The 12,940-nt window shown below is 73.1% G+C and carries 12 protein-coding genes; 8 read left to right on the top strand and 4 right to left on the bottom strand.

Going from position 1 to position 12,940, the window contains the following annotated elements; genetic code table 11:
- Positions 1-87 precede the first annotated feature (87 nt).
- Positions 88-1,902 (bottom strand): sulfatase, encoded by a 1,815-nt coding sequence (locus OG627_RS16080; protein WP_329065652.1) that lies wholly within the window; start codon positions 1,900-1,902, stop codon positions 88-90.
- A 494-nt stretch (positions 1,903-2,396) separates the two neighbouring features.
- Between OG627_RS16080 and OG627_RS16075 the strand changes: the two genes are divergently transcribed.
- From OG627_RS16075 to OG627_RS16060, 4 genes are all read left to right on the top strand, one after another.
- On the top strand, positions 2,397-2,969 hold the full coding sequence (locus tag OG627_RS16075) for a helix-turn-helix domain-containing protein (RefSeq protein ID WP_329065650.1): 573 nt from the start codon (positions 2,397-2,399) through the stop codon (positions 2,967-2,969).
- Between the two features lie 68 nt (positions 2,970-3,037).
- Positions 3,038-3,544, top strand: a complete 507-nt coding sequence (locus OG627_RS16070; RefSeq protein WP_329065648.1) for a hypothetical protein — start codon at positions 3,038-3,040, stop codon at positions 3,542-3,544.
- Positions 3,537-4,796 (top strand): MAB_1171c family putative transporter, encoded by a 1,260-nt coding sequence (locus tag OG627_RS16065; RefSeq protein WP_329065646.1) that lies wholly within the window; start codon positions 3,537-3,539, stop codon positions 4,794-4,796. Before OG627_RS16070 ends, OG627_RS16065 begins: the two co-directional genes overlap by 8 nt.
- On the top strand, positions 4,793-5,677 hold the full coding sequence (locus tag OG627_RS16060) for an oxygenase MpaB family protein (protein ID WP_329065644.1): 885 nt from the start codon (positions 4,793-4,795) through the stop codon (positions 5,675-5,677). Before OG627_RS16065 ends, OG627_RS16060 begins: the two co-directional genes overlap by 4 nt.
- Positions 5,678-5,719: 42 nt before the next feature.
- Here OG627_RS16060 and OG627_RS16055 read toward each other — a convergent pair whose 3' ends face one another.
- From OG627_RS16055 to OG627_RS16045, 3 genes are all read right to left on the bottom strand, one after another.
- Positions 5,720-6,856, bottom strand: coding sequence for a polyprenyl synthetase family protein (locus OG627_RS16055; RefSeq protein ID WP_329065642.1), 1,137 nt, complete (start codon positions 6,854-6,856; stop codon positions 5,720-5,722).
- Positions 6,853-8,019 (bottom strand): tetratricopeptide repeat protein, encoded by a 1,167-nt coding sequence (locus OG627_RS16050; protein ID WP_329065641.1) that lies wholly within the window; start codon positions 8,017-8,019, stop codon positions 6,853-6,855. The genes OG627_RS16055 and OG627_RS16050 overlap by 4 nt, the downstream gene beginning before the upstream one ends.
- A gap of 172 nt (positions 8,020-8,191) precedes the next feature.
- Positions 8,192-8,359, bottom strand: coding sequence for a hypothetical protein (locus tag OG627_RS16045; protein ID WP_443073481.1), 168 nt, complete (start codon positions 8,357-8,359; stop codon positions 8,192-8,194).
- Positions 8,360-8,513: 154 nt separating this feature from the next.
- Here OG627_RS16045 and OG627_RS16040 point away from each other — a divergent pair, with 154 nt between their 5' ends.
- The 4 genes from OG627_RS16040 to OG627_RS16025 all read left to right on the top strand — a co-directional run bounded on the left by OG627_RS16040 (position 8,514) and on the right by OG627_RS16025 (position 12,922).
- Positions 8,514-9,341 carry a response regulator transcription factor gene (locus OG627_RS16040; RefSeq protein ID WP_329072702.1) on the top strand — a complete coding sequence of 276 codons (828 nt, stop codon included), beginning with the start codon at positions 8,514-8,516 and terminating at the stop codon, positions 9,339-9,341.
- Positions 9,322-11,394 (top strand): sensor histidine kinase, encoded by a 2,073-nt coding sequence (locus tag OG627_RS16035; protein WP_329065639.1) that lies wholly within the window; start codon positions 9,322-9,324, stop codon positions 11,392-11,394. Before OG627_RS16040 ends, OG627_RS16035 begins: the two co-directional genes overlap by 20 nt.
- Before the next feature lie 271 nt (positions 11,395-11,665).
- Positions 11,666-12,085, top strand: a complete 420-nt coding sequence (locus OG627_RS16030) for a hypothetical protein (RefSeq protein ID WP_329065637.1) — start codon at positions 11,666-11,668, stop codon at positions 12,083-12,085.
- 126 nt (positions 12,086-12,211) lie between these two features.
- A complete protein-coding gene (locus OG627_RS16025; RefSeq protein WP_443073480.1) occupies positions 12,212-12,922 on the top strand; it encodes a class F sortase in 711 nt (236 codons plus the stop codon).
- Positions 12,923-12,940 lie beyond the last annotated feature (18 nt).

The following is a 12,940-nucleotide window of genomic DNA, read 5'->3' as shown; positions in this document are numbered from 1 at the left end:
GGCCTGGAGCCCGAGCCCCGGAACCCGGGGCCCAAGCTCCGGGACGACCTGCGACAACGGCCCGGAGAATCCCGCCACGTTGGTCGCCTAACGGGCGCCGCCGGTCGGACCGTACGCCGTCAGGAAGCGGTCGCGGAAGCGGTCCATCCGCCACACCGGCGCGTCCTTGCCCGGCATCAGGCCGTCGTCCCAGTTCCAGCCGTCGATCCGGTCCAGCACGGCCGGGTCGCGGGCGACGATCGAGATCGGTACGTCACGGCCCGCGTCGGTGCCGGTGACCGTGGTGTTGGGCTGGTGGTCGCCGAGGAAGACGAGCACCGTGTCGTCGTCGCCGTACTTCTCCAAGTACGACACCAGGCTGTGCACCGAGTACTCGATGGCATGCCGGTACTCGTTGCGCACCTTGGCGCTGTCCGTCCACACCTCCTTGGGGTCCTTGCCCGCCTTCTTGATGTCGTGGTAGATCGAGCCGTCGCCGATCTCGTCCCAGTCGACCATCTCGGGAAGGGGCGCCCACGGGTTGTGACTGGTCGCGAGGATGATCTCCGCCATCAGCGGCTCGTGGTCCGGCTTGCCGTGCTCCAGCCGCTGGAAGGCCTCCAAGCTGAACTGGTCGGGGACCGGTGACCAGCTGAACTTCGGTCCCTGGTAGCCCATTTGGCGCGAGTCGTAGATGTGGTCGAGGCCGAAGAACTTCCCCTCCGGCCAGGACCGGGTGACGCCCGGCATGATGCCGACCGTGCGCCAGTCGCCGGTGCGCCGGAACGCGTCGGTGAGGGTGAGCCGGTCGCTCGACGTCACACTGCGGTAGCGCTGCTGGTTCTTGACCCACATGCCCGACATGAAGGTGGTGTGCGCCAGCCAGCTCCCGGCGCCCGAGACGGGCGAGGTGAGGTAGCCGCTGCGCGCGGAGAAGCCCGCCCGGTCCAGCTGCCGCGTGCCGCGTTCGAGTACGGCCTCGATCTGCGGCGCCATCGTGGGGTCGTCGATCGCGCTGCGGCCGTAGCTCTCGATGAACGCGAAGATGACGTCCTTGCCGCGCAGCCCGGTGAGGAGTTGGCCGGGCGGCTTGCCGGAGAACGCGTCGACGCGCGCCTCCTCGGCGAAGACGCGCCGGTCCTTGATGCCGTCCGCCACCAGCGTGGCGCTGGTGTCGATGTGGTCCGCCGCACTGCTCGAAGCGAGCGGTACGCCGGCGACCTGCGCGCCGAGCGATGCGCAGACGAGCCAGACGGTGCCGAGTACGAGTGTGCTCCGCGTCGCCACCGCGCTGTGGCGCGCCGTGATCCGGCCCAGCCGGACGACGGCCAGCGTGAGGAGGGCGGGCAGGGCGAGGGCGAGCACGATGACCCCGATGGTCACGCCCATCGCGCCGACCCGGCCGATCGAGTCGTCCAGGAACGACTTGGCGTCGCCGAACAGAATCCAGTCGAGTACCGGGTCGAACGGCCGGTCGAGGAACGTATAGAACCCCATGTCGAGCAGGCTCATGAGCGTCAGCACCCCGAGCACCAGCCCGCCCGCCACCGAGGCGATCAGCCGGGGCCTCGGCGGCAGGACCAGCAGCAGCGCAGCGCCGAAGATCGCTTCCACGGGGATCCGCGCGAACGCGCCGGGCGTCAGCAGATCCGTCCGGTTGGGCAGGAGCAGCGCGCAGAGCACGAGCGCGGCGGCCAGCGCGGTGACGGTGTACGCCAGGATCTGTACGGCGCCGGGTCGGGCGGGGGCGCTGGTGTCGGATTCCGTGCCGGTGCCGGTGCCGGTGCCGGATTCCGTACCGGTGTCGTCCGGTGGCGGGTCCTGCTCCTGCTCCTGCTTCTGCTTCTGCTTCTGGAGGGGGGCCTCCGTATCCGTATCCGGATCTTTGTGCGGCAGTTGATGAGAACGCGTCCAGAGCGACAACCCGAAGGCCCTTCCGTGCGAAGCCCGGTGATGGCACGGCGCCCCAGGCCCGGGGGTCGGAGTCGCCGTACTCTCGTACGGGCGCCCGTCGGCTTCAGTTCAATGACCGTGGTCACGGGCGGGGGAGGGCCCGCAGGCGTGGAAAAACGGCGTGGGAAAGACCCGGTGCTGCCGGCCCTCGGCGAGGGCAGGGGCGGGCCCGGGTCTGTCGGGGGCCGACCCGGCCGATCGCCGCAGCCCCGTCGTACCCCGCCGACTCCTGGGCACCGTTGCCCACCCCCGTGGGGCAGCCGTGCCCAGCGTCCGCGCGGTCGATCCTGTACCTGGCGTTGGATGTAAGTCAACTACAGTGGATCGGCCATGAGATGAGGATCGGCGATTCCCTGCTTACTGTGGCTTTTGGGTGATTTATTCACAACGATCGTTCACATCAGTCCGGTTATGGGATCCATGCTGCCGACCGCAGTCGGCCGAAGAGTTCTATGATCCGGGCCATGGCCACCGATTCTCCCCGCGCAGAGGCGTCGGCTCCCCGACCCGACGACGACGGGGACTTCTCCGACTCCCCGGATTCCTTGGATTCCCCGGACTCCCCGGACTCCCCGGACTTCGCGGGACGCTTCCGGCGCGTGATCTCGGTGATCTACCCGAAGGACCTGGGCCGGCCCTGGCGGGACTCGGAGATCGCCGAGGGCACCGGCCTGAGCGGGACGTACATCGGGAACCTCCGCAAGGGCACCCAGAAGCCCAGCCTGGAGAACGCGGTGAAGATCGCGAAGTTCTTCGGCGTTCCGCTCGACTACTTCAGCGACTCCGCCACCGCGCAGGCGGTCGAGCGCGACCTGCGGAAGATCGAGGCGCTCCGGGACGCCCGGGTGGAGCGCATCGCGATGCGGGCTGCCGGGCTGCCCCCGGAGATGCAGGACGCCGCGCTGACCGTGGTGGAGCAGCTGCGCAAGGCGGTGGGGCTGCCGGAGGGGCAGGGCGACGACCGATTCGACGGCCGGTCCGACGGGCGAGCGGAGGGCCGGCCCGACGGGCAGGCGGAGGGCCGGTCCCGGGAGTGACCGGCCACTGTCCGGACCGGCTCACTCCGCTGGGACACTGGCGGTCCACCGACGCCGAGAGGGATGACGTGCGAGACCTGGGGCGTACCCGCCGCCGGATGCGGGCCATGGTCAGACAGCTCGATCTGCCGCGCGTGAGCACGGTGGAGGAGCTGTGCGCGGCGGTCGCGGAACGGCAGGGGCGCCCCGTGGAGCTGGTCCCCCGGCGGATGCGGGTGGGCGAGCCTTCGGGCTTCGTCGAACGCCGCGCCGACGTCGACGTCATCCACTTCGAGCAGGAGACCTCCGGACTGCACCGGGCCCACATCATCTGCCACGAACTCGCGCACCTGCTGTGCGGACACCTGGCCGAGCCGCCTGACCCGGACGAGGAGGCGGTCCAGGTCGAACTGCCCACCATCGACGCCGACATGCTCCGGCTGGTCCTCGGCCGCTCGCACTACGACGGCGCGGCGGAGGAGGAGGCGGAGATCCTGGGCGCCGAGCTGACGCGCGGCCTCGTGCTGGCTCCCGGGGCCGGGACCACGTCCCAGCTGGCGCCCGCGCTGGAACACCGTAAGGGACAGCATGTCTGACGTCGCGACCGCACCGCCCGAGGCGCTGTTCAACACCGTCTACCTCACCATCGGCACGATCGCCTGGCTCGTGGCGGCCCTGAAGTTCCGCGCCTGGCGCCGGGATCCGTCACCCGGTCTGCTCGTCGTCGCGCTGACCATCGCGGCGCCCGCCACCGCGTTCCTGGTGGCCGCGCCGGTGCTGTACCGGATGATCGACCGGGTCGCGCATCGGGGCAATCTGGCGACGCTGTTCGTCTATCTGGGCATCACCGGTTTCTCCGCCGCTGCCGTGGTGCTGGCGCGCATGTGGACCCCGCCGAAGGAGCGCTCCGGGGTGCGGGTGTGGGAAGTGGCCGGTGCGCAGACCTGGCGCCAGGTACGGCGGCGGCTCGCGGCGTTCGCCGTGCTGGTGCCCGTGATGATCGTCCTGTTCCTCGCGGGGGGAGCCGGCGGCCCGGAGACGCCCCTCACGTTCGACACCACCTTCGCGACGCGGCCGGGCATCGCGCTCTTCCTCGTCCTCTACCAGGGGCTGTTCGGCTTCGCGCTGATCGATATCAGCCGGGTGTGCCGCGGCCACGCCGCGCGGCTGCCCGCCGGGCCGCTGCGGCGGGGCATCCGGCTGATCGCGCTCGGCGGGCTGGTCGCGTGCGGCTACGTCCTGTGCAAACTCGTCGCGATCGGCGCGGCGTTCGCCGAGGTCACGGGTACGGAGTGGCTGAGCACGGCCGTCGGCCCCGTCTTCGCCGCGCTCGGCGCCGTCCTCATCACCGCCGGATTCGGCGGACCGGCCGTCGCCGCCTGGACCCGGCGGCGCCGCGACTACCAGGCGCTGCGCCCGCTCTGGGACCTGGCCTACCGCGCCGACGAGCGGCTGGCCCTGGAGGAGCCCGCGTCGGCCTGGACCGAGCGGCTCGCCTTCCAGGACCTGGAGTGGCGCACCGCCCGGCGCGGACTGGAGATACGGGACGGTCAGCTGACCCTGCGCCCATGGGTCGACCCCGCGGTGGTCGCCGCCGCCACGGAAGTCGCCGACCGGGCCGGTCTGGACGACGACGAACGGGTGGCGCTGACCGTGGCCGCCGCGCTGCGCGGCGCGGCGGCGGCCCTGCGGGCCGGAATCCCGCCCCGCCCGCGCGAGGACCAGGTTCCGCTGCCGGGCCTGGACACGGAACCGGCGCAGGAGCGTACGCACTTGGTCCGGGTCGCGCGCTGTCTGTACGCGCCCCTGACCGGGGAGGCGCTGGCCGTGGTGGAGGGGGCGCGATGAGCGACGGGACGCGGGGACCAGGGCCGGGGCCGGAGCTGCGGCCGGGGCCGGAGAGCGTGGTGGGTTCGGCCGGATCACCGCCCGAGAACGCCGAGAACGCCGAGAACACCGTGAACGCCGAGAGCACTGAGAACGCCGAGAGCACTGAGAACGCCGAGAACACGCCCAGCGCCTTCGCGCGGCTCGTTCTGGAGACGATGCCCGAGGAGTCCCGCGTCGGGCTCACCCTCGGCTTCGTCCGCACCTACGGCATCCCCGAGATCGCCCGCGTCCTGCACGGCACGGGCCGGATGCTCAACGAGCCGCGCGGCCGGGCCAAGGCGACCGGCGTGGCCATGTTCGGCCTGATCGGGCGCGGGCTGGACAGCGCCGAGGGGCGGCGGATCGTGGACGGGCTGCGCCGGGTGCACGACCGGCCGGACATCACACCGGAGCTGATGGCGTACGTGCTGGCCTGTTTCACCGTGTGCCCGCTGCGGTTCATCGACGCCCACGGACACCGCGCGGTCACCGGCGCGGAACGTGCCGACGCCGACGCCTTCCACCGAGGGCTCTCGGACGCCCTCGGGCTGCCCGAACCGCCGGGCGGCGGGCACGCGGGCGACGGGCTGGCGGGCGTCGAGGGCTGGATGCGCGACTTCGAGAGCCGCCGGTTCGCCCCGAGCGACGCGGGCCGCGCGCTCTGGCGGGCCACCAGCGACGGCCTGCTGGCCGCCAGGCTGCCCGCGCCGCTCGCCCCGCTGGCCCCGGCGGTGGCGGCGGCGCTGCTGGACCCGCCGCTGCGTACGGCGCTGGGGGTACGGCGTGCTCCCGCACCGGTCCGCGCCCTCGTGACGTACGCGCTGCGGCGGCGCGCCCGCTCCCGGCGCGGCGGTTCCTGACCGAGCGGGGAGCGGGCGGGGAGCGGGCGGCCCGCGCGGCGGTCAGACCGTACGGTGCGGCAGGAAGTCGAGCAGCGCGTGCAGGTCGCGTCGCGCGTACGGGGCGAGCGCCGCGCCGTCCAGGCAGGCGCGGGCGGCGTCGAGGTGGCGCCGGGCCTCGTGGAGCGTGGCGGCCCGGCCGCCGGCCTCCTCGACGAGCGCGGCGGCGCGAGCCGTGACGCCGTCGTCTCCGGTGCCGTCCTGTCCGGTGCTGTCCTGGCCGATGCCGTACGCCGTTCCGTGGCCGGTGTCGCCCGGCGGGCGGCCGGAGTCGAGCAGTACGGCCAGCTCACGGGCGGCCGGTCCGTCCCCGGCGAGGGCGGCGAGCACGGGGTAGGTCTTCTTCCGCTTCCGCAGATCGCCGTGCACGGGTTTTCCGGTCACCGCCGGGTCGCCCCAGATGCCGAGCAGGTCGTCCACGGCCTGGAAGGCCACGCCGAGATGGCGTCCGGCCCGGTCCAGCGCCGTGACGGTCGGTGCGGGCGCCCCGCCGAGCAGCCCGCCGAGCGCGGCGGCGCAGCCGAGGAGGGCGCCGGTCTTCTGCTCCGCCATGGACCGGTACTCGTCGGGCCGTACGGCCCGGGGCCCCGTCCACGGGCGCGCCTCGAAGAGCAGGTCCTCGGCCTGTCCCCGGACCAGCTCGGTCAGCGTCCCGCTCAGCCGCCGCACGGCGGCCGCCGTGTGCGCCCCCGGGGTCCCGGCGAGCGTCTCCACGGCGAGCGCGAAGAGCGCGTCACCGGCGAGTACGGCGGGCCCGGTGCCGTACGCCTTCCATACGGTCTCCCGCTTCCGGCGCATCGCGTCGCCGTCCATGATGTCGTCGTGCAGCAGCGAGAAGGCGTGGATCAGCTCGACGGCGACCGCCCCCGCGACCGCGTCCGCGCTGTCCGCCCCGACGGCCTCGGCGCTCAGTACGGCGAGGGCCTGGCGCAGCCCCTTGCCCTCGGACGCCCCGGAGGCAGGGGTGCCGCCGGTGTCGCGCCAGCCGAACGAGAAGGCGGCCATCTCCGCCGTCCACGGGTGCAGCCGCCCGATGGCGGCCGCCAGCCCGGGGCGTACCAACTCGCGGCAGCGGTGGAGGGTTTCGGGCGCGGTGAGGGCGGCGGGGGCAGCGGGAGCGGAGGTCACCGGAGAGGTCATCGCCGCGCCCCCTCGAAGCCGGAGCCCGATCCGGAGCCCGATCCGGCGCCCGAGCCCGAGCCCGACAGCGCGCCCCCGGCCCCCTCCCCGTCCGACGGCAGCGGCCCCACGCCCAGCTCCGCCACCGCCTTGTCCACCATGTCCCGCGCGTGCCGCAGCCCGATCCGGTCCAGGGTGTGCCGCAGTTCGGCCAGCTCGGCGGCGGTCTCCGCGCCGTCCCGGCCCAGCCGGGCGAGGGACTTGGCGAGCCCGAGCCGGGACAGGGCCGTACCGCGCGACTCGTTCATCTCGCGGAACTCATCCAGCGAGACAAGGTAGTTGTCCCGGGCCTCCGCGTAACGTCCGGCGCGGTAGAGCACGTTGCCGCGCATCTTGTGGTTGTACGCCAGCGCGCTCGACAACCGCATGGCACGGCAGGTGACTTCGGCCTCGGAGAGCAGCGCCAGCGCCCGCTCCACATCCCCGTCGCGTATCGACACCACATCGGCTATCCCGCGCAGCGCCCAGGCACGCCCGCGCTGGTCGTCGGCGCTGCCCGCCGTCTGCGCGGCCTCCTCGAAGAGGGCGAGCGCGGTGTCGTACGAACCGGTGTTGCGGTGCATCTGCGCGATGCCCTCCAGCGCCCACACCGTGTGCCGTGCCTCGCCGCGCCGCCGGGCCTCGGCGAGCAGCTGTTCGTGCAGTTTCCCGACGGCCTGGTAGTCGCCCTGGATCCGTCCCGTCTCCGCCAGTCCGGCGAGCGAATAGCCGCGTACCACCACATCGCCGCCGCGTTCCCCCAGCTCGGCCGCGAGCCGCAGCAGCCGGTACGCGAGCGGCAGCGACCCGCGCTGCCGGGCGAGTGTGCCCCCGCTCCACAACGCCCACGCCATCGCCCCCACGTCCCGCACGGTACGGGCCGATCGGTAACTGGCCTTCCACGCCGCGTCGGCCTCCGGCACCATCCCCAGCCGCCGGTACGCCTCCGCCACGGCGAGCCCGCACTTGGCCATCTCGCGCCGCTCCCCGGCGGCCTCCGCCGCCCGCAGCTCCTCGATGCCTCTGACCAGCACATCGGTCAGGGAGGAGTTCACCGACAGCGAGCCGAGGGCGCCCTGGTACTCCGGCGCGAACGCCTTGCCCCGTACCGCGTCGTCCCGCACCGGTTCCTGCTGCTGCGTCATCCGTGCCACCTGACCCACCGTTGTCGCTTCTCGGTCGTCCCCCCTGCTGGGCTAGACGCTACGAGTGGGTGGATGCCGGGCGAATCCCTCTGTCCGGTGATCACCCCGTCATCCCTGGGTGCCACGGAACACCGCGCCCTAGCCAGTGAGATGTACGACGGCCGGGCGGAACCTACTTGAGTCCGGAGGAGGAGACTCCCCGGACGAATCCGCGCCGCATGACCAGGAAGAGGAGCAGTACGGGCACGACGTACCTGACCGCGCCCGCCGCGACGAGGTTGTTGAGCGGCAGGCCCTGCGGGTTGGTGTACCCGTTGGTCGGCGCGGACGGCGGACGCACCCGCGATACCGGAGGTGGCGCCGAAGGGGAGAGAGCCCGCCGCCGGTGGCGGCCCGGCGGCCCGGCGGCGGTCGGCCGGGCCACCGGGCCACCGGGCCGCCGCCCCCGGCCCGGACCCGCGCTCGCTACGATCGTCCGCGTGTGCGCAGACATCATGGTCGCCGAAGACGACGCGAAGCAGGCCGAACTCGTGCGCCGCTATCTGGAGCACGAGGGACACACGGTCACCGTCGTCGCGGACGGCCGCGCCGCCCTCGACGGGGTGCGGCACCGGGAACCCGACCTGCTGGTGCTCGATGTGATGATGCCCCGGGCCGACGGCCTCGACGTGGTGCGGATCCTGCGCGCCGAGTCCCGGGAGGTGCCGGTGCTGATGCTCACGGCCCGCAGTACCGAGGACGATCTGCTGCTCGGTCTCGACCTCGGCGCCGACGACTACATGACCAAGCCGTTCAGTCCGCGTGAACTGATGGCCCGCGTAAGGACGTTACTGCGCCGCAACCGGCGTCCCACCGGACCGGCCGCCGCTCCCGGCCCCGTCGTGGTGGACGACGAGACGCTGTCGGTGGGCGCGCTCAGGGTCGATCCGGTACGGCACGAGGTGTCGGTCGGGGGAACGCCGGTCGTGTGCACGCCCGGTGAGTTCCGTATCCTCGCCGCGATGGCGACGGAGCCGGACCGGGTCTTCTCCCGGCAGCGGCTTCTGGAGGAGCTGCACGGCTTCGACAAGTACATCAGCAACCGCACCGTCGATGTGCACATCATGCATCTGCGCAAGAAGATCGAGCGCGCCCCGAGACGGCCGGCCCGGCTGATCACCGTGTTCGGCGTCGGCTACAAACTGACGGACCCGGCGAAGACGGACCCGGCGAAGGCAGACCCGGCGAAGGCAGACCCGGCGAAGACGGGCTCGGCGAAGACAGACCCCACGAGGACACACCCCACCAGAGAGAAGGCGCGCGATGCGTCGTCGTCGACCTGACGGGCCGCGCACCCGGCTGCCGCTCCGCAAGAGCCTGCTCGGCCGGCTGCTGACCGTGTCGGCGCTGGTGGCCTCGTGCTCGGTCGCCGCCACCGCCTGGATCGCCGTGCAGACGACCTCCGGCGCGATCCGCCAGGAGCAGGGGCAGAACCTCAGCGCCGATGCCAAGATCTACAACAGCCTGCTGGGGTACGCGGCCACCCATCCCGGCTGGGACGGCGTCGACGGCATGGCGCGCGAGCTGGCCCGGCGGTCCGAGCGCCGGATCGTGCTGACCACCCAGGACCGGCATCCGCTCTTCGACTCCGCCGTCAACTCCCCGTCCGGGAAGACCGATCCGTCCGCCGCGCCGCTGGCGCCACAGGCTTCGGCGGTCGTCGACCCGCTCTCCGTCGACACCGTACTGGTGCCCGACTCCGCCTCCGCCGACGCGGACCGCGTCGACCCGCGCGCGGTGGGCCCGTTCCTGCTGACCGAGGAGGAACGCACCCGGCTGCGGCGGACCGCCGCGGCGAATGTGGAGTGCCTCGGCAGCATGGGCATCGCCGCCGACGTCGTCGAGAGCCCGAGCGGGCGGCCCCGCATCCAGTTGGTGAGCAACGACACCGACCCCATGGAACGGAAGTGCCTGGACGATGTGCCGGCCGTTCCCACCGCGACCGAGAAGAAGGCCCTCCAGGAACTCAACCAGCTGTCCGACGCCTGCCTGGAGCGCCAGGACCGCAAGGGCGTCAGACTCAACCTCGACCTGTCCTGGGGCCGGGAGGCCGTGCCCTCACTCGTGGCGACCCGGCCCGATGAGGCCCCCAGCTCCATGCCCGCCACCGGCGCCGAGGAGGAGCTGGCGGCGCGGCAGGACCGCGCGCGGAAGGCCGAGGCGGCCCGCATGCCGCCCGTCGGCCGGCCGGGGCCCCTCAACAGCCGGTACGACCGGGCCGTCGCCGCCTGCGTCGCCAGCGCCCGCCGCGAACAGCTCACGTCCTATGTCGCCGCGCCCGCGCTGCTGTTCATCGACACCCCCGGTGGCGCGGTCAGTGTGCCGGGGCTCGACCTCTCCCCGGCCAACACCGCACGCATCGCCGGGGTCACGGCCCTCGTCCTCGCGCTCACCGTCGGCGCCTCGGTCATCGCCGGAACCCGCCTCGTACGCCCCCTGCACGCGCTCACCGGCGCCGCGCAGCGGATGCGGGACGGCCTGGACTCCGAGCCCGTGCCGGTCGGTCTCGACAACGAGATCGGACGGCTGGCCGCGGCGTTCAACGACATGGCGGCCCACCGCGCCCGGCTGGAGGAACAGCGCAAGGCGATGGTCAGCGACGTCGCCCACGAACTGCGCACCCCGCTGAGCAACATCCGCGGCTGGCTGGAGGCGGCGCAGGACGGTCTGGCCGAGCCGGACCCGGCGTTCGTCTCCTCGCTGCTGGAGGAGGCGGTGCAGCTCCAGCACATCATCGACGACCTCCAGGACCTCGGGGCGGCCGACGCGGGCGCGCTGCGGCTGCACCCGGAGCCGGTACGGGCCGACGAGCTGCTCGTCCAGGTCGCCGCGGCACACCAGGGTCTGGCCGAGACCGCGGACATCGCCCTGACGGTCTCCACGCCGCCGCCCGGCACCCCCCGGCCCCCGCTGCTGCACGCCGACCCGGTCCGGCTCCGGCAGGCCGTCAGCAACCTGGTCTCCAACGCGGTACGCCACACCCCGGCCGGCGGCCGGGTGAGCCTGCGCGCATACGTCAACGCCGCCGGGGACGAAGTGGCCCTGGAGGTGGCCGACACCGGCAGCGGTATCCCGCCGGCGGACGTCCCCCATGTGTTCGACCGCTTCTGGCGGGCGGAGAAGTCCCGCAACCGGAGCACCGGCGGCAGCGGTCTCGGCCTGGCGATCGTCCTCAAGCTGGCCGAGGCCCACGGCGGTACGGCGACGGTGATGAGCACCGAGGGACTGGGCTCGGTCTTCACCGTACGGCTGCCGGTCGCGCCGGGCGGTGCGGCGGATGACCTGCCCGGCGGCGGGGGAGCGGGGAAGGCCGAGGAGACCGCGGCGCGGCCCTGACGACGGCGAAGTGATGACGGTGACGACTGCGACGAGGCGACCGCGACGTGTCCGCCTCGGCGCGGCGACCGCGATGTGACCACCGCGACGTGACGACCGTGACCACCGCGACGTGACGACCGTGACGACCGCGACGCGATGACCATGACGCCCTGACAGCGTCTTCCTGACAGCTTCTTCATAAGTGCTCGCCATGGTGGAGCCATGCCCGGAACCTGGTGCGACTCGGCATCCAGGTACCACCAAGGCCGGGCTGGAACTGGAGCCCCACATGTCCCGTCACCTCGGCCTGCGTGCCGCCGTCCTGAGCGCCGTCGCGGCCGGTGCCCTGCTCGTCCCGACCTCCGCCGCCTTCGCCTCCTCCGACCCGACCCCGGTCCCGGCCGACCAGGCGCCCTCCACGGCCCCGGCCGGCAAGAGGGCCGAGGACGCGGCCGCCGCCGACAAGAAGGCCGAGGACGCGGCCGCCGCCAAGGCCGGGATCTCCCGGGAGGAATACAAGAAGATGCAGGACCTGAAGACCGGCCGGGCCGCCCAGCCCGCGCCGCGCGGCGGTGTCGCCGCCGGTGAAGCCCCGGCCGCGGACTCCGGCTTCGCCGCTCTCGCCGGTACGGCCGCCGGCGGGCTGCTGCTCGCGGGCGCAGGCACCTTCGTACTGCGCCGCCGCTCCGCCGAGCGCCACACCGCCTGACAAGGGACCACCCCGCCGGATCCGGCACACCCTCCGCTCCCGGCACCACAGTGGCGCCGCCCCCTCGCAGGGGCGGCGCCACCGCGTCTTCCCCGTCCTGCCCGCAGCCCTGCTCTGGAGCCCATCGTGTCCTCCGTACACCCGCCGGTACGGCGCCCCGGCGCCCGGCCGCCCCTCGTGCCCGCGCGCCGTGCCCGGCTCGCCCGCCTCGCTCCCGTCGTACCGCTGGTCCTCGCCGTGCTCACCGGCTGCTCGGCCACCGCCGCCCCGGCCGCCCGTACCGACTCGTCCGCCGCCGCCTCGGCCTCGGCCTCCGCTTCGGCGGATGTGCCGGGCCCGGGACCGGATTCGGATTCAGGGTCAGGGGCGGGGTCGGGGCAGGGGGCCGAGGGAGCGCTGCCGCCCACCAAGGTCGACATCCCCTCGGTCGGGATCACCAGTTCCCTGATGGTGCTCGGGCTCAACACGGACGGCACCGTCGAGGTACCGCCGGCCGAGAAGGGGATGACCGCGGGCTGGTACGCCGGTGGTCCCGTGCCCGGAGAGGCCGGTCCCGCCGTCATCATCGGCCACAACGACACCCGTTTCGGCAAGGCCGTCTTCCACGACCTCAAGAAGATCGCCAAGGGCGCGGCCATCACCGTCACCAACAACGCCGGAGAGTCCTCGCACTTCACCGTCACCGGCACCGAGAGCGTCGGCAAGGGCACCTTCCCCACCGAGAAGGTCTACGGCGCGACGAAGGACCGCGCCCTGCGTCTGATCACCTGCGACGGCGCCTTCGACGCCCAGGGCCACCCGGTGAACAACCTCATCGTCTACGCGACGCTGGACTGAGGCTCCCGCTCTCGCTCC

The sequence above is a fragment of the Streptomyces sp. NBC_01429 genome (assembly GCF_036231945.1).
Classification (GTDB): domain Bacteria; phylum Actinomycetota; class Actinomycetes; order Streptomycetales; family Streptomycetaceae; genus Streptomyces.
The sequence above is the reverse complement of the archived record's forward strand: the minus strand, read 5'-3'. Positions and strand labels throughout refer to the sequence as shown.